At 51.6% G+C, this 22,677-nt stretch carries 21 protein-coding genes and 1 tRNA gene; 14 read left to right on the forward strand and 8 right to left on the reverse strand.

From position 1 onward, the window contains the following. On the reverse strand, window positions 1–678 hold a 678-nt coding region (locus MVG27_RS00090), incomplete at its 3' end, for a tyrosine--tRNA ligase (protein WP_297555768.1). A gap of 127 nt (window positions 679–805) precedes the next feature. On the opposite strand from MVG27_RS00090, the gene MVG27_RS00095 reads away from it, so the two are divergent. From MVG27_RS00095 to MVG27_RS00145, 11 genes are all read left to right on the forward strand, one after another. After that, window positions 806–1,930: a CGP-CTERM sorting domain-containing protein gene (locus MVG27_RS00095; RefSeq protein WP_297551142.1), complete on the forward strand. Its 1,125-nt coding sequence runs from the start codon at window positions 806–808 to the stop codon at window positions 1,928–1,930. A 77-nt stretch (window positions 1,931–2,007) separates the two neighbouring features. After that, on the forward strand, window positions 2,008–3,465 hold the full coding sequence (locus MVG27_RS00100) for an extracellular solute-binding protein (RefSeq protein WP_297551144.1): 1,458 nt from the start codon (window positions 2,008–2,010) through the stop codon (window positions 3,463–3,465). 147 nt (window positions 3,466–3,612) lie between these two features. Further along, complete coding sequence (locus tag MVG27_RS00105; RefSeq protein ID WP_297551152.1) at window positions 3,613–5,460, forward strand: iron ABC transporter permease; 1,848 nt, start codon at window positions 3,613–3,615, stop codon at window positions 5,458–5,460. Between the two features lie 13 nt (window positions 5,461–5,473). Then, complete coding sequence (locus MVG27_RS00110; RefSeq protein WP_297551154.1) at window positions 5,474–6,538, forward strand: ABC transporter ATP-binding protein; 1,065 nt, start codon at window positions 5,474–5,476, stop codon at window positions 6,536–6,538. A gap of 28 nt (window positions 6,539–6,566) precedes the next feature. Continuing rightward, window positions 6,567–7,139, forward strand: a complete 573-nt coding sequence (locus MVG27_RS00115; protein ID WP_297551156.1) for a DUF447 domain-containing protein — start codon at window positions 6,567–6,569, stop codon at window positions 7,137–7,139. A gap of 53 nt (window positions 7,140–7,192) precedes the next feature. Further along, window positions 7,193–9,229, forward strand: a complete 2,037-nt coding sequence (locus MVG27_RS00120; protein WP_297555771.1) for a CGP-CTERM sorting domain-containing protein — start codon at window positions 7,193–7,195, stop codon at window positions 9,227–9,229. Window positions 9,230–9,289: 60 nt separating this feature from the next. Next, window positions 9,290–9,366 (forward strand) — tRNA-Arg (locus tag MVG27_RS00125). 20 nt (window positions 9,367–9,386) lie between these two features. Next, on the forward strand, window positions 9,387–9,680 hold the full coding sequence (locus tag MVG27_RS00130) for a MazG nucleotide pyrophosphohydrolase domain-containing protein (protein WP_297551158.1): 294 nt from the start codon (window positions 9,387–9,389) through the stop codon (window positions 9,678–9,680). A gap of 129 nt (window positions 9,681–9,809) precedes the next feature. Beyond that, entirely contained in the window at window positions 9,810–11,225 is a 1,416-nt protein-coding gene (locus MVG27_RS00135; protein WP_297551148.1) for a TldD/PmbA family protein, read from the forward strand. 10 nt (window positions 11,226–11,235) lie between these two features. Then, a complete protein-coding gene (locus MVG27_RS00140) occupies window positions 11,236–12,558 on the forward strand; it encodes a TldD/PmbA family protein (protein ID WP_297555774.1) in 1,323 nt (440 codons plus the stop codon). Window positions 12,559–12,649: 91 nt separating this feature from the next. Then, a complete protein-coding gene (locus MVG27_RS00145; protein WP_297551176.1) occupies window positions 12,650–13,729 on the forward strand; it encodes an ATP-binding protein in 1,080 nt (359 codons plus the stop codon). Here the strand turns inward: MVG27_RS00145 and MVG27_RS00150 are convergent. The 7 genes from MVG27_RS00150 to cobB are packed head-to-tail and all read right to left on the reverse strand — an operon-like array spanning window position 13,726 to window position 18,426. Next, entirely contained in the window at window positions 13,726–14,907 is a 1,182-nt protein-coding gene (locus tag MVG27_RS00150) for an MFS transporter (RefSeq protein WP_297555775.1), read from the reverse strand. The two genes, MVG27_RS00145 and MVG27_RS00150, sit on opposite strands and share 4 nt — an antisense overlap. 4 nt (window positions 14,908–14,911) lie before the next feature. Next, entirely contained in the window at window positions 14,912–15,373 is a 462-nt protein-coding gene (locus MVG27_RS00155) for a COG2426 family protein (protein ID WP_297551250.1), read from the reverse strand. Continuing rightward, window positions 15,370–15,939 carry a phosphatase PAP2 family protein gene (locus tag MVG27_RS00160; RefSeq protein WP_297551236.1) on the reverse strand — a complete coding sequence of 190 codons (570 nt, stop codon included), beginning with the start codon at window positions 15,937–15,939 and terminating at the stop codon, window positions 15,370–15,372. The genes MVG27_RS00155 and MVG27_RS00160 overlap by 4 nt, the downstream gene beginning before the upstream one ends. 35 nt (window positions 15,940–15,974) lie before the next feature. Beyond that, window positions 15,975–16,556, reverse strand: coding sequence for an ASCH domain-containing protein (locus tag MVG27_RS00165; RefSeq protein ID WP_297551234.1), 582 nt, complete (start codon window positions 16,554–16,556; stop codon window positions 15,975–15,977). Next, on the reverse strand, window positions 16,513–17,241 hold the full coding sequence (locus MVG27_RS00170; RefSeq protein ID WP_297551232.1) for a TIGR02253 family HAD-type hydrolase: 729 nt from the start codon (window positions 17,239–17,241) through the stop codon (window positions 16,513–16,515). The genes MVG27_RS00165 and MVG27_RS00170 overlap by 44 nt, the downstream gene beginning before the upstream one ends. Window positions 17,242–17,272: 31 nt before the next feature. After that, entirely contained in the window at window positions 17,273–17,677 is a 405-nt protein-coding gene (locus MVG27_RS00175) for a DUF3783 domain-containing protein (protein ID WP_297551230.1), read from the reverse strand. Beyond that, entirely contained in the window at window positions 17,674–18,426 is a 753-nt protein-coding gene (cobB, locus tag MVG27_RS00180) for an NAD-dependent protein deacetylase (RefSeq protein WP_297551228.1), read from the reverse strand. The genes MVG27_RS00175 and cobB overlap by 4 nt, the downstream gene beginning before the upstream one ends. A gap of 132 nt (window positions 18,427–18,558) precedes the next feature. Here cobB and MVG27_RS00185 point away from each other — a divergent pair, with 132 nt between their 5' ends. From MVG27_RS00185 to MVG27_RS00195, 3 genes are all read left to right on the forward strand, one after another. Then, window positions 18,559–19,746, forward strand: coding sequence for an aromatic amino acid transport family protein (locus MVG27_RS00185; RefSeq protein WP_297551226.1), 1,188 nt, complete (start codon window positions 18,559–18,561; stop codon window positions 19,744–19,746). 34 nt (window positions 19,747–19,780) lie between these two features. Further along, window positions 19,781–20,782: a glyoxylate reductase gene (gene gyaR / locus MVG27_RS00190; RefSeq protein WP_297551252.1), complete on the forward strand. Its 1,002-nt coding sequence runs from the start codon at window positions 19,781–19,783 to the stop codon at window positions 20,780–20,782. A 153-nt stretch (window positions 20,783–20,935) separates the two neighbouring features. After that, complete coding sequence (locus MVG27_RS00195; protein ID WP_297555777.1) at window positions 20,936–22,669, forward strand: endonuclease MutS2; 1,734 nt, start codon at window positions 20,936–20,938, stop codon at window positions 22,667–22,669. The last annotated feature ends 8 nt before the right edge of the window (window positions 22,670–22,677 follow it).

A 22,677-nucleotide genomic window follows, 5' to 3' on the forward strand; every position in this document is an offset into this window, starting at 1 on the left:
GAGGAGGTGGTGGTGTAAAGCTACCGGTTTAAGCTTCTCGCCCTTCCACTCGAGGGGATGGTATTTGAGCTTTTGAGCCACTTCAATCGCTATAACGTGGGCCTTCCTCTGGTCCATTCCCGCATGAGCGATGGTAACGCCTTGGTAGAAGATATCAGCGACCTGCATTGCCGGGTAAATCAGCTTGGCGAAGTCTATGGCCTCTCCCATCTGCCTGCCCATTATCGTTATCGAGCGCATCATTCTAGCTAGCGTTACGTTCTTCGAGATGTCTATTACCGTCTGCCAGTAATCACCTTTCTCCAGTATCTCGCTCGCTAAAACGAACTCGACCTTGTCAGGGTCGCCACCCATGACCTTAATGCTCTGCTTCATGCCCTCCTTGAAGTATGTTAAAGCAACCTTCTGTATAGTCTCAAGGTCACCGCCGAGCTTGTCGTTTATCCAGCTGTGCCAGTCCGCTAAGAAAATTCTGGTCTTTATGCCTGCCTTCTGGAGGTCCGCTATCTTAGCGCCTGCCATCAGTCCTGTTCCAAGGTGAATGTAACCGCTTATCTCGAATCCGATGTAGTGTTGCATTGGAATTCCTACCTCAAAGAGGTGCCTCAGGTTCTCCTCGGTGAGGAGCTCCTCGGTTGGCTTCTTCTTTATGAGTTCAATCTTTTTTTCAATATCCACTCTCAATCACCTGAGCCTGAAAGGGTAAAAGAGTTTAAGGGTTTTGCGGAAGTTTTTCTCGTTTGTTAAACTTTTGCAGAGCGATAAGATTTATAATGGCATAATCGCTAAAAAAGACGGTGATACCATGAGGAAGGTTGCACTGTTCCTGGCGGCAGTTGTTCTGCTGTCGGTTTTTGGTGTTGTTGCAAGCCCAGCAGTCAGCGCTGCTGACACCGGCAAGGTTGTTATAGCAGTAGACTTGGCCCACGGTGAAAATCCAAAGGGCCTTACAGACGTTACCTATAAGGGCAAGGTTCTGACCCAGGGAATGCTCAAGACACTGACACAGTACACCTTTGTCTACTTCGGTGATCCCAAGTATGAGAGCGACCTTGGAATCAAGAGGCTTGGTGACAAAATAACTTATGAGGCCTTGAAGAACAACAACGTCAAGATCCTCATTCTCGGCCAGCCGACGAGCCCGCTTCTCCCAGATGAAATAAAGGCTATAAAGGAGTGGCTCCAAGAGGGCGGAAAGGTTCTCTGGGTCGCAGCAGATTCCGACTACGGAAACGGTGCCAAGACCCAGCAGTTCGTTGACAGCCTTCTCGACCAGCTTAACATAACCAACCTTCGTGTTGACCTCTGTTCCGTCGAGGATCCAGTGAGTAACGCTGGTGGAAAGTCCTACCGTGTCGTTGCCTACGACGATCCATGGAAGGACACTCCGAAGAGGGACATACTCGTGCAAAACCTCAAGTACGGTGGAAAGGTCCTCGCCCACGGCCCCGGTGTTGTTGCTTGGGTTGACGGTAAGGACGGAAGCGGAAACTGGCACCAGCTTAACGAGACCAGCAAACCCAAGTATGCATACGTTATCGTCCACTCCAACTCCAGCTCAGACATAGTCGAGAACAACGCTCCCGCTGCAAACGCTTACCAGGCCGGTGAGACCGGCAAGTTCCCAATTGTTGCAGCCCAGATAGTTCCACTCGGAGACAACAAACAGCCAGATGTTATAATCGTCAGCGGTGAGACCCCAATCGGTGGTTATGAACCAATGTGGGCCAGCGAGTACTATGGAGTTAAACTCGACGGACCAACTGTCATTGCAAACATTCTCCAGTGGAGCCTCGAGATGACCAAGGGACTTCCGACTACAAGCACTTCGACTTCGACAACTTCCTCCAGCGGAAAGAGCGGAATCTGTGGTCCAGCATTCATAGTTGGTCTAGCAGTACTCCCACTCCTCCTCAGAAAGAGGAGGTAATCTCGCTCCCTCCTTTATTTATATCTTTGAACCAACACTCTTTTTAAACGAAGCTTGAAAAAAAGGTGGGGATCGCCATGAGGCGGATGCTCGGTGTGCTCTTAATACTTGTTTTGGGACTCAGCGTAGTGGCCAGCGGTTGTATCAGTGGAAGTAGCAGTGGAACAAGCACAGGAACAACTCAGGGCATCACTCTGGTTATAGTTACAAGACACGATGCCACAATTCAGTACAAAACAAAGGAACTGTTTCTAAAGAGCGAGATCGCCAAGGAGTACCACATAACCAACCTTAAGTTCATTGGCGTTCCGGAGTCACTCTGGCCGGAGTACATCAAGAAGGGTGCCGACGTTGGCTGGGGTGGAGGTCCAACTCTTTTCGATGACATGTATAAGATGGGATACCTCGCTCCAATAACAGACAAGAAAATCCTAGACCTTATAGGAACTCAGATTCCCAAGGAACTCGCTGGAATGCCGATGATTAGGGAGGAAAATGGTAAGGTCTACTGGATTGCGGCGGCTCTTTCGTCCTTCGGTTTCACAGTTAACAAGCAGGTTCTCGAAAAGCAGAAGCTTCCGTTTCCGCACAAGTGGGAGGACATAGCTACAGCAGACTGGGCTCGCGACCCGCCGATGTACGGCATAGCCGACCCAACGAGGAGCACTTCCAACACCAGGATTTACCAGATTATCCTCCAGGCCTTCGGCTGGGACAAGGGATGGAGAATTCTGACCCTTATAGCGGCCAACTCCAAGGTTTACGAGGCGAGTGATGCCGTTAGAGACGCCGTTATAAACGGTGAGATAGCGGCTGGAAACACCATAGACTTCTACGGTTACACCGCAATGAAGCAGAACCCCAACTGTGTCTACGTCATACCAAAGGGGGAGAGTATTATTAACGGTGACCCAATAGCGCTCCTCAAGTACAGCAAGCACCCCGAGGCCGCTCAGGCCTTCATCTACTGGGTCCTCACCCAGGGACAGGCCGTTTGGATGAGCCCCGACATTAACAGGCTTCCGATTAACCCGACGATTTTCAACCAGACCATCACCCAGGAGGAGGCCAAGGTTCTCTTCAACGGAAAATACGCAGGGGAGACCTTTGCACAGGCCCGCCCGACTCTGCTTAAGGCATACAAGCTCTCCATATCAAGCAAGGGAATACCCTTCAATGATACTGAGGCTCTTAAGACTGTCAACTCCCTGCAGTACTACTTCAAGGCCACTCTTATTGATGTCAATGGTCCTCTGCACCAGGCATGGATGGAAATCGTTAACGCATACAAGAGCGGTAAAATAACCAAGGAGCAGTTCGAAAAGCTCAAAGACGAACTTACAGCACCTATAGAGTTCAAAGATCCAGAAACAGGTAAGATGGTCACCTTTACAGAAGAGTATGCAGCGAAGATAAACGATAGAATAGCCACCGATGCAGGCTTCCAGAGTCAGCTGATGCAAGAGTGGAGAAACGCGGCACAGGCAAAGTACAACAAGGTCATGGAAGACCTGAAGAAGATGGAAGGTAGCTGAACTATTTTCTTTTATTTTGACAGAATGACGTTAAGAAAGGCCTTTTTTCTTTTCAAACTTTCCAAACTCTTTTCAGAAACCTTTAAAATTAGGGCGTGAATCCTATGGTAGTTGAGAGTGTTTAAAAACTGCAGGGAGGTAACGCTAATGAGAGTCAGTAAATGGAGTGAAAGACTCTTTGGAACTCCCATACCTGACCCAGTTGTTATAGTGTCATTTCTGTTTCCGTTGCTATACCTGGTGGCGTTCCTCGTGATTCCCGTTATAGTAATGCTTGGGACGGCATTCAAGTATAATGGACATATATCGCTATACTGGTTCAAGAGCATTTTCACCTCAAGTTACTACTTCAATCCCCTTCATCCAACAGGATACATAGTTACAACCAGACCTTACGGAAACCAAGAGGTGTATTACTTCTTTGGTAAGGACTTTGGAGTTGTTCTTAATTCGATAATAGTCTCAGTAAGCGTGATGATCCTGACCACAATACTTGGAACATCTTTCGCATTCATAATGGCCCGCTATGATTTCCCGGGTAAGAATATTATGCGTATTCTTCTTTTCATCCCTCTCCTCGTTACCCCCTTCGTCAACGTCGTCGTTGTTAAGAAGATGTTCCTCCCAGATGGTATTATCAACTGGATTTTCTATCAGCACCTCCACCTATTCCCAAAACCCATATGGATTGACGGTCTCGTGGGTGTTATTATTGCCCAGACAATAACATACTATCCAATAGTATACCTCAACGCCTACGCGAGTTTCATTAACATAGACCCCAGCTTGGAAGAACAGGCGGAGAACCTCGGAAGCAGGGGCTTCCACTTATTCAGAACGGTTACATTCCCACTGGCTCTGCCCGGTATAATGGCCGGAGCCATTCTCGTGGGAATATTCAGTCTTGAGGACCTTGCCGCCCCGATAGTTTTCCAGGGTAGTAACATAGCCAAGAAACTTATGTCGTATCAGATTTATAGCTCCTTTGTTTCAGGTTTTGCCGTTGGTAACCCTCAGATGGCGGCTTTGGCGCTGATAATGCTCACCATAGCCCTTATAATGTTCTTGGCTGTTAGGTGGTACGTCGGGCTCAAGCAGTATGCCATGCTCAGCAAGGGTGGAAGATGGAAGCCAAGGGTTGCCAAGCCCAAGTGGTGGCAGGCCCTTATCATAGCCTTTGTGGCAGTTCCCCTCCTCTTGATAACCATCTTTCCTCAGATCGGTGTTGTTCTGCTGGCCTTCTCAAAGACTTGGTATGGCACTTGGCCAAGTGGTTTTACCCTTGAAAACATGAAGGCGATAATAACACAGCCAGATATAGAGCGCGTGATACTGAACAGCCTGCTATACTCAACAGTTGCTATATTCATAATAATCCTCCTTTCACTAACGGCATCTTATGCCTCAGGAAGGTTCAAGAAAGCCAAGCTCGCCCCAATACTCGACAGCCTTGCAACCATACCAATAGCGGTCCCGGGAATAGTCATTGCGATGAGCTATTTCTTCTTCTTCTCAACGGTTCCACCCTTCAAAGGAACGATCTTTGACCCCACGAACTTGCTTTACTTCTTCCCGGGAGCGGCGCTTATCCTAGCGTACTCCATCAGACGTTTGCCCTTTGCGGCACGTTCTATCTCAGCCGGACTACAGCAGGTCCACGTTTCGCTTGAAGAGGCAGCAATGAACCTTGGAGCGGGCAGATGGAAGGCCCTAACGAGCATACTCCTGCCATTAATCTCATTGAACCTTCTCGGCGGAGCAATGCTGAGCTTTGTCTACTGTATGAGCGAGACCAGCGTTGGTATCACCCTCGGTTCCATAAACTCCACGTGGTATCCTATAACGGCTAAAATGAGAGAGCTCATTATGAGCGCCGTTGGAAGTGCAAATCTTGCGGCGGCCCTCGGTGTGTTCCTCATGCTCGTGCAGATAACGGCCATAGTTATAGCCAACATAATAACCAAACAGAGGTACTCCTTCATTGGTCTTACATGAGGTGGTGATTGAAATGGTTGATGTCAGACTGGAAAACATCGTGAAGACCTTTGACGGAACGACCGCCCTTAAGGGCATAAGCCTTCACATAAAGCACAAGGAGCTCTTCACCCTGCTTGGTCCTAGCGGGTGTGGAAAGTCAACGACCCTGAGGATAATAGCGGGTCTCGATTACCCGGACAGCGGACACATCTACTTCGGCGACGAGGAAGTTACCTATCTCCCCTCCTACCAGCGCGGTGCCGTTTTAGTTTTCCAGAACTACGCCCTCTGGCCCCACATGACCGTTTTCGACAACGTCGCTTACGGACTGAAGCTCAAGAAACTTCCAAAGGAGGAGATCAAAAGAAAAGTTGAGTGGGCCCTCGAACTCGTCAAGCTGAAGGGTTTTGAGAACCGCTATCCAACCCAGCTCTCAGGTGGACAGCAACAGCGTGTGGCAATAGCCAGGGCCCTCGTCGTTGAACCAAAGGTTCTCCTCCTCGACGAACCGCTCAGCAACCTCGACGCCAAGCTCAGACTTGAGATGCGTTCGGAAATCAGGAGAATTCAGCGTGAGCTCGGGATAACCGTCATCTACGTTACCCACGACCAGGAGGAGGCCATGGCGATAAGCGACAGGATAGCGGTGATGAACGTCGGAACCGTTGAACAGGTCGGAACTCCAAAGGACATTTATGAACGGCCCAGGACGGAATTCGTCGCGAGCTTCATGGGTAAGACCAACGTTATCCCGGCCAAAGTCGTCGAGAGGAACGGCGACCGCGTTACAGTTGAATTTGAAAGCTTCCGGCTCGATGGGCTTCACTACACCGAAAAGAGCGATAACGTTGTACTCGTCATAAGGCCGGAGCGCATAAAGTTCAGGCCCGGCGAGAACACCATCTCGCTCGAGGGAACCGTTGACCTCATCGAGTACTACGGGTTCTTTACCGAGGTCGTGGGCATCTTTGGGGAGACAAGAATTATAGCGAGAGCCATAAGCGACAAGGAAATAGCAAACCTGAAACCAACCCAGCCAGTTACCTTCTACATTGATAGAGATGATATAATCGTCCTGCCCAAACAGAACCTTTAATTTCTTTCTTTTCACTCCGGTGATTGTTATGTTAGAAGTTTTTAGAGAAAAAAAGGTATATGAGGTTCTTCTTGTGACAATGTCCAACGTCACCCCCATTGGTGTTGTTAGGAGCGGTGAAAAGCTGAGATTTAAGCTCTTCCCAGGAAAAAGCTTCCGTGAGGTTCTTGAAACAGGCAAAGCCTCAATCCAGCTCACCAATGACCCCGAACTGCTCGTTAGGACGGCTCTAAACCTGCCGGTCGAAGTTGAGTTCGAAGAACAAAAGGGCTACCGGTGGATAAGAGGTCTTCCCGGGGTTTATGGGAATGTTACGTCAAAGGTCGAGCATTGGAAGGATAACCTCGGGGAGACGGAAGTTTTAGTCTGTGAGCTGATTCCCAAAGGCGAAATCAGAGCTGAATTGCCCACTAAACCCTTCAGCAGAGCCGACTGTTTGTTTGTCGAAATGGCTATTCTCTTTACTAGATACCTCGTAAAATCAAGTGAAGAATTAAGAGAAAAAATTATCGACCTATATTCTACTTATAAACATCTTGGGGGAGACTCCCCAACTGCGGACTACATTTTTTCAGTCTTGACAAAGAAGGCTCAAAAATAGACATCGATGACATTGTTCTTAAACAGGTTTTGAATGGGAAAGGTTTTAAGAGCATGTTCTCTCCTCTAAACGGTGATACCATGGCCAGACGGCTGTTGGCTCTGTTGATAGCTTTTGCAACTGCTGTTTCTTTACTTGGAGTGCACCCAGTGACAGCTCAGGGTTTCTCAACAACCTATAGCGACTACATATACCTTCCCGCCCCAGTAGTTCCAGCCTTTGCAATTCCTGGAGGAACGTTCAACTTGTATCCCAAGGAAGGCGTTCAAATTGAATCCGTAACCGCAGTTTCAGTCCTCCATGGCCCCTATGATCTTCAGATTGTCTCCAAGAACGACAAGTCAGTTACTCTCAAAACACCAGAAAACATGGCTCCCGATGACTACTTCCTTCTGATAAAAACCAACAACGGAACTCTCGTTCTCCCGAACGGTCTCAAAGTTTTCAAGGAGTGGCCAACGACCCTCAAGATAGCTTGGGTCAGTGACACACACGTTACGACAGGTGCGAAGGTGGGTTTTGTCTGCAAGCAGTACTTCCAGAGTAGCGTGTATAAACTCGAGGAACTCTGTTCAGATCCCATTCCACTTCACAGCGTTGTTGCAACCTACAGCGCCTACCAGTACTGGGCAATGAACGGAGCAACGCTTCTCATAAACACTGGTGATGAAGTTGATACCAGCGGTGATGTCACAGGATATCAAATAATGTTTAACATAACCAAGCTCGCATCAGCCTCCGGTCTTCCCGTTGTGGGAATCAAGGGCAATCACGACGACCCGCCGACTGTTTACACCCAAATCCTCGGTCCAAGGTACTTCTACGTTACCATCGGTAAGTTCATTATAATCGGCCTCGACACCGGTGGTGACCGCGGTTACCCGACTATGGACGAGATTGAGTGGATGGAAAAGGTTCTTGACGAGCACAAAGGATACATCCCAATAATCCTCTACCACCACCCGTACTTCTTCAACCCACGCTGGAACTACCTCGGTGGTGTCATAAAAGGACTTGACCCGAGCACAGACTGGGACAAGCTCAAAGAATACGTCGGCAGGTACTGGGGAGGTGATCCAGAGGTTGCAAAGCGCTTCCTTGAGGACGTCGTCAAGTACAACATACCACTTACTCTAAGCGGTCACATCCACCACGACATGTACTGGCTTTACATAGACAAGGAAGGCCACAAGCACTACTTCCTTACACTCACATCAACAGGTGCCCCTGACAAGGAACCCAATCCTCCCGCCCACAAAGGATACAGCCCAACTTGGTATGGAAGCAATCTCGTTGAAATAAGTGTGAACGGAACCGTCAAAATGCCCTTTGTTAATGTGAAAATCGAAGACGATAAAGTTAGAAGTGACTTCATGAGTGTTCCCGTTCCCCAGGAATTTATGATATTCAGACACGAGACGAGCTTTGGAACGGCTCTTAAGTTCATCAACGAGCTTAACAACAGCGTTTCTGGACCGATAGTTGTTCCGGTCCCAGCCAACGCAAAGGTTGATCCAAGCGTTACCAACGTTACCTACAAGGTGATAGCCTCCAGGGAGATAGCCGGCAAGTACTACATGCTCCTCAACGTTACAGTTCCTAAGGGAGTTTCCCAGCTTGTCATCGACACCGGCAAAGACACGGAGAAACCGGTGGTTCAGATTGCCTACCTTCAGCCAAGCCACCCAAGGCCCGACTCCCAGTTCACAGTTTACTTCACGGCCCAGGACAACCTTGGTATAAGGGATCTTTACGCCGTTCTCTATGACTCCAATGGTAACCCAGTAAAATACGGTAAGGTTGACAAATTCCCGGCAGAACCATCAAGCGGAAAACCTGGAGACACGTTCTACATTGTCGAGCTCCCTGGACTCAAGGCAGGCAAGTACAAGCTTGAAATAGTTGCTGAGGACTTCTACGGAAACAAGGCTGTGGTTACAAAAGAGCTCAACATAGCAGCTGCCAAGCCACCCGCAACTTCGAGCACTCCGACTTCGACAACTTCCTCCAGCGGAAAGAGCGGAATCTGTGGTCCAGCATTCATAGTTGGTCTAGCAGTACTCCCACTCCTCCTCAGAAAGAGGAGGTGACCTCTTTCTCTTCTTTTCTACCGCAACTTTTATAAAACCGTCCCGAAACCCTATGAGCGAGGGCCCGTAGCCTAGCAGGATAGGGCGCCGGCCTTCTAAGCCGGAGGTCGCGGGTTCGAATCCCGCCGGGCCCGCCAGAACTCTTTTGGTGATGAGAATGGAGCTCAGAGAATTCCAGGAGATGATTAAGGAAATCTACTTCCACAAGGACTCCAAGCGCGGTGTGGAAAGGACATTCCTCTGGTTCGTCGAAGAGATCGGAGAGTTGAGCGAGGCCATAAGGAAGCGCGATAGAGAAGCCATGGAGGAGGAGTTCGCCGACGTTCTGGCGTGGCTCGCGAGTTTGGCCAATTTACTGGACGTTGACCTGGAGCAAGCGGCCAAGAGGAAGTACCCCGGCGTCTGTCCCTACTGCGGGAAGAAGCCCTGTGAGTGCGAGGAGAAGTTTTGAGTTTGCTATTGTTGTTTGTAGTGATTTATAGTTCTGGCATGTTTAATGTCCCTTTCGACATTCATCTAAACGAAAAGACTTTTATACTCCCCGGTGAACTATTCTATGCAGTAATCCGGGGTGATGTGCATGGAGCTTTTGGAGTTTGCAGTGGAGAAGGCCCTCGAGCTTGGAGCTAACTACGCCGAGGCGCGCTTCGAGGAAAAAACCGGAACCCATCTGGCCATAAAGAACGGTTCTCCGGAGGGAATAAGCATCAACGCCGACAGGGGCATGGGGATAAGGGTTCTCGTCAACGGAGGAATGGGCTTCGCGAGTACGAACGTCCTCACGAAGGAGAGCATATCCGAGGCGGTGAAGAAAGCTGTAAAGCTCGCGAAGGCGGCCTCTCAGGTTAGGAACGAACCCATACGCTTTTCCGAGGAAAACTTCCACCGCGTTTCCTACAAGGTCAAGATGAAGAAGGACATCCGGGACGTTTCCCCGGAGGAAAAGCTCGAACTCCTAAGGAAAATCGAGGAAGAGGTCAAGGCAACGGGCGTAAACGTGCCAATGCGCTATCTGATGTACTCCGACGAGCTGTGGAAGAAGGAGATAGTGACGAGCGAAGGTGCCTACGTGAAGAGCAAAATCCCGAGGGTCTCGGTGGTTTACAACCTCGTGGTTTTCGAGAACGGCCAGATGGAGCAGGCCCCATTTGTCCAGAGGGCATTTTCCGGTGGCTTTGAGCTACTTGAAAGGGACGAACCCTGGAACTGGGCGGTAAAGGACGTTAAGGCCTTGAGGAAGCTCATTGCTGAGGGCAGGAAGCCCCCGGAAGGAAAGGTCGACCTCGTCATAAGCCCTGAAGTAGCGGGAATAGCGGTCCATGAGAGCGTTGGTCACCCCTACGAGGCCGACAGGATTTTTGGAAGGGAAGCCGCTCAGGCGGGAGAGAGCTTCGTGAAGCCGGACATGCTCGGAGAGAGGATTGGAAGCGAGGTAGTTACGGTAATAGACGACCCGACGATACCGAACAGCTGGGGCTTCTACCTCTACGACGACGAGGGCGTTAAAGCTCGCCCGAGGTATCTTATAAGGGACGGAATCATCACGGAGTTCCTTACCAACAGGGAATACGCCTACAAGCTCGGCCAGCACTCAAACGCCGCCGCGAGGGCAATCAACTACAACCGCGAGCCAATTGTGAGAATGGCCAACACCTACTTAGCTCCGGGCGATTACAGCTTCGAGGAGCTGATTGAAGATATCAAGCTCGGCGTCTACATGGTGTCCTTCAACGAGTGGAACATCGACGACAGGAGGTACCAGCAGAGGTACATCGGCAGGGAAGCCTACCTAATCGAGAACGGAGAAATAAAGCACCCTGTGAAGAGGCCCATCCTTGAGATAACGACGAGAGCTCTCTGGAGTAGCGTTGACGCCGTCGGTAAGGACGTTGAGTTCTATCCCGGAACCTGTGGCAAGGGCGAACCCGGGCAGGGAGTCCCGGTCTGGATGGGTGGAGCCCATGCGAGGCTTCGTGACATACCCCTGAGGTACTGAGGTGAGAAAGATGTTCGAGCTTAACGAGTTCATACTCAAAAGGGCCGAGGAGCTCGGCTTTGGTGACGTCGTTGTTCTGGGCTATGAAACGAACAGGAGGCAGGTTCGCTTTGCCAACAACGAGATAACCGTGGCAAAACACTGGCACGAGAGAAAGGTTGAGCTCTTCGTCGAGAAGGACAAAAGAATAGCCAACACAACCATAACGGAGCTGAGCAGGGAGAACATCGAGCGGGTTCTGAAGACCCTCAAGAAGAACATTGAGGGCCTTTCGCCAAAGGAGGACTACTACGGGATAGCTGAAGGTCCATTCAAATATAAGGACATCCCCGAGACCTTTGACAAGGCAATAGTAGAACTCGACGAGCCGAACGAGTACGTGGAGATTGCCATAAACACCGCCCTGAGCGAAGGGGCCAAGCGCGTTGCCGGCGTTCTCTACACCGACCACGACAGGATTTACCTCACAACCAGCAACGGTGTGGAGGCCTTTGATGAGGGGACTGGGATAGAGATAAGCGTTAGGGCCTTCGTTGGAGACCTCGAAAGCGGACACGGGACGTGCTCGGCGCGCGTTTTGAAGAAGTTTGACCCGGAACTGGCCGGAAGGAAGGCTGGTGAGATAGCCCACATGGCCAGAAACCCGGAGCAGGGGCCCGAGGGACGCTTTGACGTAATCTTCGACCCGTTAGCGTTCGCCAACCTGCTCAGTTATATGGGGTTCATGCTCTCGGCATACGCCGCGGAGGCTGGATTCTCGTTCCTTGCCGGAAAGCTCGGAGAAAAGGTCGCCAGCGAACCCGTGACCATAAAGGACGTTGGAAACCTGCCCAACGGCTATGGAACCAGAAAGTTCGACGATGAGGGCGTTCCAACGAGGGAAACCACTGTCATAGAGAACGGAACCTTCAGGACGTTTCTCCTCAACACGAGCCTGGCGAGAAAATACAAAACCGAAACAACGGCCAACGCGGGTCTAATAATGCCCCGCCCGTGGAACATCGTCCTTGAGCCCGGGGATTACTCCAAGGCCGAACTTTTCAGCGAGGTTAAGCGCGGAATCTACATCACCAACGTCTGGTACACCCGCTTCCAGAACTACGTCACCGGGGACTTCTCGACCATCCCAAGGGACGGAATCTTCCTCATCGAGAACGGCGAGTTCAAGCCAATAAGGAACATCCGCGTGAGCGACAACCTCCAGAGGATTCTGAGCAACGTCATTGCGATAGGCAACGAGCCGTTCCAGGTGCACTGGTGGGAGGTTTCAAGGCCCGTGATAACGCCCTACGTTCTGGTAAAGGACGTCGGGATAACAAGGGCCACGAAGTGATTCTCTCATTTTTATTACCCCCGTCTACGGCCATTTCCGTCGTGGCAAAGCTTTTATAGTTTAGTACCATACCCCCTTTGAGGGTAGTCCAATGCTGTTCAGTGTCGAACCAAAAACTTCAATAAAGGACGTGTTTGGGAGAAAGGCAGAGTTTCTTGAATTCGTGGAGAAGCTTGAAAATGGAAGGAGATTGTTCGTTATAACCGGCCCAAGGAGGATAGGAAAGACAACCTTTCTCTATGCAACGCTCAACGAGCTCTACCGCATGAGAAAAGTCCCGTACATCATAGTGGACGCACGAAAAGCCGCTTCGATGAACATGTACAATCCAGCGAAAGTTATCGCGAGGGACCTTGAACTCCTGAGCGGGGGCAGGTTCTCCAAGATGACCTCACGTATTGAGAGTATAAGCGTTAGGGGCTACGGGATAAGGCTCAGGTCAAAACCGAGCGAGCTAACCGAGGCACTCGAAGAGATAAACGAAAGATACGAACTCGCTGTGATTGCGTTCGACGAGGCCCAGTATCTGCGTTTTTCCAGGAGTGATTTTACCCTCCTCCTCTCATGGGTGTACGATGCCCTTCAGAACGTGGCGGTCGTGCTGACGGGCTCTCAAGTTGGCCTTCTTGAGAAGTTCCTCCGCTTTGGGGACTACGGTGCTCCACTGTACGGCAGGTATCACGTTCGGATAAAGCTTCCCCGCTTTAACCCTTCGGAGAGCCTTGAGTTCCTCGAAAGGGGTTTTGAGGAGTACGGCATGGATGTTCCATCGAAGGAACTCCTCTCTGCTGTCAAGACCCTCGACGGCGTTCCCGGATGGCTTACTCACTACGGTGCCTACAGGGTGGACGGCAGTTCCCACTGGGATGCAATAGAGGCAGTTTTGGAAGAAGCCAAAGGTTACATCGAGGCTGAGTTCAAGGAACTCGATGAGCTGAGCCCGAGGTATCGGGCCATAATGGAGATTGTGGCGACGATAACCCGGTCACAGCCAACCGCCCGGAGAAAGGACATTCTAAACGCTCTCTCCCTGAGAGAAGGCCGGAGAATAGACAACAAGGACATGCGAAGATACCTGAGAAACCTCGTGGACTACGGCTTCCTGGAGCATACTGGCTACGGGGAGTACTACATACCAGACCCAGTAGTTAAGAGGGTCTTTCAGCGCTAACCTAACTGGAGATGCTCAATTTTACCCTGAAGAAACCTAAAGAACGCTCCTATAGTGAGGAAAAACAATGCAAACAGTAGCCTCGCCTCTGAAAGCCCGAGAAAGTCCGTTGCAAAGCCGTAGATTGTGTAAAAGACTGACGTAACGAGGGCCATCACCATGTTCCTGAGAGATATGACCGTCGCCCTCTTCTCGCTTGAAATCCGCCTCTGGAACTCCACGGAGAAGTTGAAGGTAAAGGCAGAGGCAAAAAGCGTCGCCACAACTCCCAGGGCGACTATAAGAAGGGGGTTTGGAAACAGGACGGATAGCACGGTCGCGAGTGGGATTCCGATTGAGGCCATCTCATGAAGGGCCCTTCCAACCCTTCCCCTGAGGGCCACGCCGAGATACTTTGGCACGACCCTTATCAGAACCTCGACGAGGCCGAGTATTCCAAGGGTTCCCGTGAGCGTCGTGCCGAGGTAGAGGGCCAGAACGTTGCCGAGGTATGGTTCAAAGAACTTCCTGAACTGGTTTAGGGCGAGTGTGACAGAGAGGAGGTATGCAATAAGCCACGCTATCTCGGGTTTCTTCAGCTCGCGCCACGCTCCGAGAATGTGGAAAGTATAGGACGTCTCAGGCCGTGAGAAGCCCATCTCCGGTATGGTAAATGCAAGGAAAATCGTCAAAACCTGAACGATGGCGGTAAGGACTATCGCGACACCAAAGCCCAAAAACTGGGCGATGAAGCCCCCAAGAACCGTTGTTGTGGAGCTCACGATAAGTGAAGTCTTCTGGGCCGACCGCCAGAGCTCCTTGAACCTGTCTTCCATGCCCCCAGCCCGGAGGTTATCGAAGAACCACGCCTGAAGGCTACCGCTCACGAAGGACGCTCCCAAAGTCCCGAGTAGCTCCGATGCTAGGAGAACCCAAAAATTCCTAAGAAAGAGAAGGAGAACCGTTGAGAGGGGGATTATCGAAAGTCCGATGAGAACGCTCGTTTTCCGGCTAACCCTGTCGCCGACAACACCCGTGGGAACCTCGAAGAGAAAAAAGCCGAGGCCACCGACGGCGGTTGCAAGGCCTATCTCACCGTAGCTCAGCCCTCTGGAGAGGTAGTAGATTACCGCGATGTTCCCGAGGAAACCCGCGTAGGTCAGTGCAAAGAGGAGGGTAAACCTCTTCACCCAGTTCATACACTCACCCGAACAGCCCCAGCGCCGGCCCAAGGGTTATCGCCATACTCAGAAGCCCGCCAAGGATTAGAGCAGGGACGGTCTGCCTCCTCTCAATCCCAAGGAGGTAAGCCGCTAAGGCTCCGGTCCATATTCCAGTGCCGGGCAGGGGTATTGCGACGAAGATTGTAAGACCTATGAAGCCCCACTTCTCGACGTAGGGGTGGGCCTTCTTTCTGACGCGCTCGACGTAGTAAAGATATAGGTGCGCTATTCTCCGCAGGGGCGTTTTTTCGAGCCAGAGCATAAGCCTGTCAATGTAGGGGAGCAGAGCGGGAAGGAGAAGTGAGAGCGTTAGAACTCCGAGGGATGCGCTCAGGAGAGTTTCCCACAGGGGATAGCCCTTTCCAATGCCGTAGACTATCGCGTAGCGTCCCTCAAAGGTTGGAACGAGCGAAAGCAGGAACACCTCAACAATTCCCCTCATTCATCAGCCCCCAGAACACTTTTGACAAGGGTGTAGAGCCACGGTGCCAGAACAAGGCTGAAAAGCACGTCGCTGAGCCAGTGATAATGGAGGAAGAGCCTTGTCAGGGCTATTCCAACGGCGTATGCCCAAGCGAGGGAAGCAAGCTTTTTCCACCTGTCGGAGACGTAGCTCGCTATTATCGAGGCCCTGAAGGTATGTCCCGAGGGAAAAGCCCCCGCACTGAGAACGTTTGCCCCGGGCAGTGGTCTCGGCCTTGGCGAGCTAAGGGCAACCTTCAGGAAACCCACAATGGCCAGACCAACGAAAGCTGATATTATGAAGGCCAGCGTTTTCTTGGAGAGTCCGCCTTTTCTCAGGTCCAGGAGCACAACAAGGGCCATGAAGGGCACGAGAAAAGCGTCTCCCCCCAAGGAGGTCAGAAGCTCCATGAACCTTCCATCGAGGAGGGGCAGGGTTGAGTTGACCAACTCGTTTAAACCTCTGAAGAGCCCGCTTATCTGGAGTAGCAGAATCGCTATGAGGACGAAGGTTTCCAGCAGGAACGTTTTCGTGGGTTTCTTCATGGTGCAGGAGAAGGAACTTAAACTAAAAAGCTTTTCTAAATCAGGCCCTCGGCGTAGAGCCCGTGGTAAACCTTGAGGAGCGCCCCCTGGACCCTCTTCGGCCCGAAGGTTCTCACGGCCCTTCCAAGGCCCTCATTGTAGATACGGCGCATTATGAAGTCCGTCTCGCGGTTGAAGTTGAGCTTATCCCGGTTTTCGAGGTAGAGGCGCGCTATTTCTTCTGGCTCGTGGTAGTTAAGACCCTTCAGCCACTTCAGGGGGATTCCGTCCTTAAAGCGCTTGACGACTTCAAAGCCGATTATTGTGACCTCGTCATCTCCATAGAGCTCGCCGTAAATCTTGTTCAGCTCTCTGAGGAGTTCCTTCACGTCCGAAAAGCCGTCGAGCTTTGCATCTTCGTTGGTCAGCTCCTTCACCTTTTTTCTCTCGACCCTTGTGATTCTCACCTTCGCTATAGCCGTATCGCTTGGAGTTATGACGAGATAGACCTCGCTTCCTGGCTTGGCCTCGTAGTTCCCGTAGCGTATCGTCGTTACCTTGTCTCCCCTGAGGATTCTCGATTTGTAAGAGCTATCAATCAGCATGAACTTCCGAATCTGAACGCTCCTTTTCTTCATTGTTTAGTCCCCTCACGATTTTCGGAACCTCTTCAAGGCTCTCAACGGTAAAGTCGGCATAGTCGAGGTATTCAAGCTCTCTGTCGCGATATTTCCCATACCGGAACCAGACCGTGTTCATGCCGACGCTCTTTGCGCCGTAGATGTCCGAATAGAGCCTGTCCCCGACCATTATTGCCTCTTCGGGTCTGACACCGAGCTTTTTAAGGGCCCTCTTAAAAATTTTCGGATGGGGTTTTTTGACTCCAAGGTAGTCGGAGATAAAGACGTCATCGAAGAACTCGTCCAGCTCGAGCCGGAGTATCTTTTCCCACTGCTTTATCGGGTTTCCATCTGTGATTATAGCGAGGAGGTAGCCTTCCTTCTTGAGCTCAAGGAGAACCCTCCTAGCACCGCGGACGCTCTTGAGGTAGGCGAACTTCGTGTTGTGGTAGGCTATAACGCCAGATGCTATCCATTTGGGATTGTTGGGCAGTTCAAGCCTCCTGAGGAGGTAGTCAAAATGATGGGAGAAATTGCTCCCGTACTCGTTTATAAGCTCAAGGAGTTCGGAGTAAGCGGTATCAAAATCAACGGGAAGGCCGTGGCGTATCATGTTTTCTATCGCATTTCGCCTCGCCATCTCGGCCAGTCTGCTCGTGTCCACTATGGTGTCGTCCAAATCAAATATGACAGCCCTAATCATGCCCGAACCCCTAAGGGTTTATTCCCAATATCTATTTAACGTTGCCGATGTTCAGGAACAGGCCCTTTCTCTCTTTAACCTGTTTTCTCGCCTCCTTTAATGCTCTAAAGTACTCGTCCTCCGCTCTTAGCTCTTCAAGAAGTTCCTCGAGAGTCCACTTGAGGTTTGTCTCCGTTGTTGTGGCGAAGATTACCCGCTCCTTTGAGAGCCTCCTGACAGTTTCAATAACGCGCTTTATGCCCTCGTTGTCAAGGCCGTCCATGATGAGAAACTTCTCCCCAGTCCACCTTAGCTCTCCACCCTCACTTTCGGCTTTAAGGAGTTCCTCGACCTTTAGCCCCTTCAACTGCTCCGGGACTGCTAGGACAGGAATTCCCAGAGCGTTTTCAATATCCTCCGCCTCCTTCTCTGAGAAACCCACGAGCAACAGCTTCATCTCAACTCCCTCACCAGCTCCACGATTTTAGGAAGAATCTCCCCTGCCTTTCCGCGCAGGAAGACGTCCGCTATCGGTGTTATCCCACTCCTCTCGACGTTGACCTCTATGACCTTACCCCCGTGCTCCTTGACAATGTATGGGATGTATGCCGCTGGATAAACGACCCCGCTCGTGCCGATAACGACCACAACGTCGGCCCTTTCAGCGAGGTTAAAGGCCTTTTCCAGGACGTCCTTTGGAAGGGCCTCTCCGAACCAGACCACGTCTGGCCTTAGGAGAGAGCCACAGCGAGGGCACTTTGGAAGTTCTCTGGATTCAACGAACTCGTTAACGCGACCGCTCTCCTTGAGATTTTCCCTGTAGTCACAGGAGGTACACCTAACCCGGAATATGTTCCCGTGGAGCTCTATCAGGTTCCTCGTTCCAGCTTCTCTGTGGAGGTCGTCGACGTTCTGGGTTATTACCGCCTTTATGATTCCAAGCCTCTCAAGCTCGGCAAGGGAGTAATGGGCAGGATTCGGTTTTGCCCCAAGGATTTTCTTCATTCGCCACCTGTAAAACTCCCAGACGAGGTGGGGGTCCCTCTGAAAAGCCTCTGGAGTCGCGAGCTCCTCGGATCTGTACCTCTTCCATAGGCCGTTGAATCCCCTGAATGTAGGTACACCACTCTCGGCACTTATCCCGGCCCCGGTGAAGGCTATCGCAAAGCGCGACCTTGCCAGGATTTTTGATGCATGGCTTAGCATGATATTACCTTGGTGAGAATCTTAAAAATTCTATCTACCCATAGGGATATCGAAGGATATTAGAAGCATTGTTCAACCTTTTGAATGAGGGTTTAAATTGTGTTTATCAGAGAATCGAAGGGGGTGAGAGAAATGCCAATAACAGACGGAACACCAAGGAAAAAGGTCACAACCTCACACGGTCGCTATTACGCGGAGAGACTCGCGGCCGAGAGGAGGAAGAGGATAACCCTCATTCAGCTCCTTAGGAGGAGAAAGGCCGTCAGGGGCCTCAGGACAAGCACGATTCGCGTTGAGAAGAAGCGTATAACGAAGGGAGAAGCCCTTGCAATCCTCGTGGGAACGCAGATTGGGGCCGGTGTCCTAGGCCTTCCCTACGCGGCTAGCAAGGTAGGGCTTATCCTTGCTTTGGCCGTCCTTATCGGTGTCATGTTCCTAATGCTCGGAACGGGCCTAATCGTCCTGAAGTTCTCGGCCGAGATGGGCGGGGCACAGATGAGCACCATAGCCCAGCGCGTCCTCGGGAAGGCCGGTGGGTGGATAATGTACGTCAGCATCTTCATAATGAGCTTCGGTGCAATCTTAGCTTACATAGCCGGTATGGGTAGCGTTTTCTCAAACCTATTCGGTATAAGTGAAACGCTGGGAGCGTTCATTTTCTGGGTTCTGGCATCTCTTGTGGTTTACCACGGTCTTGAGGCGAGTGGAAAGACCGAGCTGGCGATGAGCTACGTCATGCTGGCCCTCTTCATAGCTGTCACGCTAATGCTAATCCCCCACGCGAAGCTGAGCAACGGGCTCTACACGAACCTCTCCGGAATTCTGAGCATAACCGGCGTTGCAATCTTTGCCCTCGGCTGTCACACGGTAATCCCCGACGTCTACAAGGGCCTTGGAAGCTACGAGGAAACGAAAAAAGTCCTCGTCTGGGCATTCATCATACCGACGGTCATCTACGCAATATTCATGGTCGCATTCCTCCTCGCCTTTGGAAAGAACACGCCCCAGATAGCCACTCAGGGACTTGAGAGGCTCTACGGCAGAATTGGAAAAATAGTTGGGAACCTAATCCCGCTCCTTGCAATAACGACGAGCTACATAGGAATCGCCCTGGCACAGCAGAGCAACAACGAGGAGTTCGTGAAGCTCAAGAGGCCAATAGCCTGGGGCCTGACCGTAATCCCGCCGGCTCTGGTTTACTTCGCCGGCGTCAAGAACTTCGCGGACGTTTTGGCCTTCGCCGGAGACACGGGAGACATGATGGCCTTCATAATCCTGCCAATACTGATATGGCTCGTCGCCAAGCTGAGAAAACACTAAAAGCCCTTCTCTTTTTCTTTCTCCGGTGGTGCTCATGCCCAAGGTCTTTATAACCCGCGCCATCCCGGAGAATGGAATAAAACTTCTCAGGGAGCACTTTGAGGTGGAAGTCTGGCCCGAGGAGAGGGAAATACCACGGGAAGTCCTTCTGGAGAAGGTTCGGGATGTTGATGCCCTCGTAACGATGCTCAGTGAGCGGGTCGATAAAGAGCTCTTCGAGAACGCGCCAAGGCTGAGAATAGTGGCAAACTACGCAGTGGGTTACGACAACATAGACGTTGAGGAGGCAACGAGGAGGGGAATCTACGTAACGAACACCCCGGGCGTTCTCACCGATGCCACAGCCGATTTCGCGTGGACGCTTCTGCTTGCAACGGCGAGGCGCCTGATAGAGGCCGACAACTTTACCCGTTCAGGGGAATGGAAGAGGAAGGGAATAGCATGGCACCCGCGCTGGTTTTTAGGCTATGACGTCTACGGAAAGACGATAGGAATAGTCGGCTTTGGAAGAATCGGTCAGGCCGTGGCAAGGCGCGCTAGGGGCTTTGGCATGAGAATCCTCTACTACTCGAGGAGCAGGAAGCCCAAAGCGGAGGAGGAACTCAACGCGGAGTTCAGGCCCCTTGACGAGCTCCTGAGCGAGAGTGACTTCGTCGTTTTGGCCGTCCCTCTGACAAAGGAGACCTACCACATGATAGGCGAGAGGGAATTGAAGCTCATGAAGAACACCGCAATTCTGGTAAACATAGCGAGGGGAAATGTCGTTGATACAAATGCCCTCATCAAAGCCCTGAAGGAGGGCTGGATTGCCGGGGCGGGCCTCGACGTCTACGAGGAGGAGCCTTATTACAACGAGGAGCTCTTCAAGCTCAAGAACGTGGTTTTAGCCCCTCACATAGGCAGTGCCACCTTCGGTGCAAGGGAGGGGATGGCAGAGCTCGTTGCGAGGAACCTGATAGCCTTCAAGAACGGCAAAATCCCGCCGACGCTCGTTAACAGAGAAGTAGTAAAGGTCAGGAAGCCCGGGTTCGAGTGAACATCTTTTGGGCGATGATGAAGACACCCTCGGCTGACGGTGATGAGCTGGACCCGTGGCTGAGCCCCAGTCAACTTTTTCGCATCTTTAAATATTCTGATTTCCTGCGGAACACAGGTCAACCTTATAAACCTCCCGGAGTAGCACCGAGGGATGAGACCGCGACTTAATCCAGAGGCGAGGGCAGTCCACAGGGCGATTTTGGGTGAGATACGGAAGAGACTGATTCTCCCGGGTAGCGAATCCTATCTGGGGCTCTTTTCGTTGACAAACGACATTGATGAAATCCTGAAGAGGCAGGACTACCTCAAAGAGGGCCTCTCAAGGGTCAGGCCCGAGATGAAAGGGCTAATCTCAAGGGTTAAACCGGTGAAATTCAGAAGGGAGTTCCTCGGAGACAGGGTACTCCTCGTCGATGAGTCTGAGGTGGAGCGGGCGGAGGCCATGAACCTCTGCCACGTTACAACGGACCCCGAGGAGGCCCGCGAGTACCCGATAGTGCTGAGCACAACGGGCTATGGAATTGAAGTCGAGCTGAGACCCCAGGACGTTGCGCCGGAACTCTACGTAATCCCCCTCTGGGAGAACCGGGAAACACTTGAGGCCCTTGCGGAGCTCGGAAGGATTACGGGAAGGGAAAGCGTTGCCGGGGAGATACTCAATGCACTGAAGGAATTTGAAAGCGTAAACGCCCGGGAGCAACTTCTTGAGAACCTCGACGAGATGATAGCCGAGAAGGAGCGCTGGCTCAACGAGAGAATCTCCGAAAAGCTTGAGAACTTCAGCCTAACGCTCAGTGGCAAAGAGCTCCTCAACTTCTTGGCCCAGCTCCGAGAGGGGAACTACGAGGCCATATTCAGCCATTTTACCGGAATTGAGGAGGAGATAATTGAGCTCGTGAATGAGGCGGAACGCGAGCTCTCGGATGCACTGGGCTTTACGGTCGAACTCTTCCAGAGGGACGAGCTGTATCCAGTCCACGTCCCCCCGGAGAGGGTGGAGGAGCTGAGGCAGTTCCTTGAGAGGGAACTCGCCCTTGAGCGCTATCTAAAGGCCAGGGAGGTAGTTGAAAGAATAGGGCACCTCATACCGGAGCTAAAGAAAGAACTCGAAAAGATTCACGAGCTTGACTTCCTCCTTGCGGTTAAGGAGTTTACTGAAAACTTCTCGTTCCCGGAGGTCTGGGACGGGGGGATTGCCTTCATCAGGGGCAGGCACCTCTTCATTGAAAACCCCCAGCCGGTTAGCTACGTCGTCGGAAGGAAACCCCAGGAATTCGCAGTCCCGGGTTCGGAGAACGTTGGCGATGAGAACGTCGTAATCCTCACGGGAGCAAACAGCGGTGGAAAAACGAGCCTCCTAGAGCTAATAACACAGGTTGAAATCCTCTTCCACATGGGCTTTCCGGTGCCCGCTGAAAGGGCCTGGGTCGAGCCCCTCGACGAGCTCTTCTTTTTCAGAAGGAAGAGGAGCGTCTACGGTGCTGGAGCCTTCGAGACGGCCCTGAAGTCCTTTGTAAGGGCCCTCAGGGGGAAGGGCAGGAAGTTAATCCTCATAGACGAGTTCGAGGCCATAACCGAACCCGGTGCGGCCGTCAAAATCATAGGCGAACTGTTGAAAGTTGCGCAGGAGAGAGGTTTTAAAGTCGTCATAGTGTCCCACCTCGGCGGGGAGCTGAAGGAGACGTTACCCTTCGCGAGGGTTGATGGGATAGAGGCCAGGGGCTTAGACGAGAACCTGAACCTTATAGTCGACAGACAGCCCGTCTTCGGAAGGCTCGGAAGGAGCACGCCGGAGTTGATAGTCGAGAGGCTCGCCAGAAAGGCTAGGGGAAAGGACCGGGAGATATACGAACGGATTCTGGCGTCTTTCGGTCGGAATGTGTAGGTCTCTAT

It is taken from the genome of Thermococcus sp. (genome assembly GCF_027011145.1).
Classification (GTDB): domain Archaea; phylum Methanobacteriota_B; class Thermococci; order Thermococcales; family Thermococcaceae; genus Thermococcus.

Coding starts and splice junctions, on each gene's coding strand:
- MVG27_RS00160 (WP_297551236.1), bottom strand. CDS start 15,939: ATGAAGAAACCCACGAAAACGTTCCTGCTGGAAACCTTCGTCCTCATA.
- MVG27_RS00130 (WP_297551158.1), top strand. CDS start 9,387: ATGGAGCTCAGAGAATTCCAGGAGATGATTAAGGAAATCTACTTCCAC.
- MVG27_RS00135 (WP_297551148.1), top strand. CDS start 9,810: ATGGAGCTTTTGGAGTTTGCAGTGGAGAAGGCCCTCGAGCTTGGAGCT.
- MVG27_RS00150 (WP_297555775.1), bottom strand. CDS start 14,907: ATGAACTGGGTGAAGAGGTTTACCCTCCTCTTTGCACTGACCTACGCG.
- MVG27_RS00155 (WP_297551250.1), bottom strand. CDS start 15,373: ATGAGGGGAATTGTTGAGGTGTTCCTGCTTTCGCTCGTTCCAACCTTT.
- MVG27_RS00140 (WP_297555774.1), top strand. CDS start 11,236: ATGTTCGAGCTTAACGAGTTCATACTCAAAAGGGCCGAGGAGCTCGGC.
- MVG27_RS00100 (WP_297551144.1), top strand. CDS start 2,008: ATGAGGCGGATGCTCGGTGTGCTCTTAATACTTGTTTTGGGACTCAGC.
- MVG27_RS00185 (WP_297551226.1), top strand. CDS start 18,559: ATGCCAATAACAGACGGAACACCAAGGAAAAAGGTCACAACCTCACAC.
- MVG27_RS00145 (WP_297551176.1), top strand. CDS start 12,650: ATGCTGTTCAGTGTCGAACCAAAAACTTCAATAAAGGACGTGTTTGGG.
- MVG27_RS00105 (WP_297551152.1), top strand. CDS start 3,613: ATGAGAGTCAGTAAATGGAGTGAAAGACTCTTTGGAACTCCCATACCT.
- MVG27_RS00175 (WP_297551230.1), bottom strand. CDS start 17,677: ATGAAGCTGTTGCTCGTGGGTTTCTCAGAGAAGGAGGCGGAGGATATT.
- MVG27_RS00165 (WP_297551234.1), bottom strand. CDS start 16,556: ATGAAGAAAAGGAGCGTTCAGATTCGGAAGTTCATGCTGATTGATAGC.
- cobB (WP_297551228.1), bottom strand. CDS start 18,426: ATGCTAAGCCATGCATCAAAAATCCTGGCAAGGTCGCGCTTTGCGATA.
- MVG27_RS00110 (WP_297551154.1), top strand. CDS start 5,474: ATGGTTGATGTCAGACTGGAAAACATCGTGAAGACCTTTGACGGAACG.
- MVG27_RS00120 (WP_297555771.1), top strand. CDS start 7,193: ATGTTCTCTCCTCTAAACGGTGATACCATGGCCAGACGGCTGTTGGCT.
- MVG27_RS00170 (WP_297551232.1), bottom strand. CDS start 17,241: ATGATTAGGGCTGTCATATTTGATTTGGACGACACCATAGTGGACACG.
- MVG27_RS00095 (WP_297551142.1), top strand. CDS start 806: ATGAGGAAGGTTGCACTGTTCCTGGCGGCAGTTGTTCTGCTGTCGGTT.
- MVG27_RS00115 (WP_297551156.1), top strand. CDS start 6,567: ATGTTAGAAGTTTTTAGAGAAAAAAAGGTATATGAGGTTCTTCTTGTG.
- MVG27_RS00195 (WP_297555777.1), top strand. CDS start 20,936: ATGAGACCGCGACTTAATCCAGAGGCGAGGGCAGTCCACAGGGCGATT.
- gyaR (WP_297551252.1), top strand. CDS start 19,781: ATGCCCAAGGTCTTTATAACCCGCGCCATCCCGGAGAATGGAATAAAA.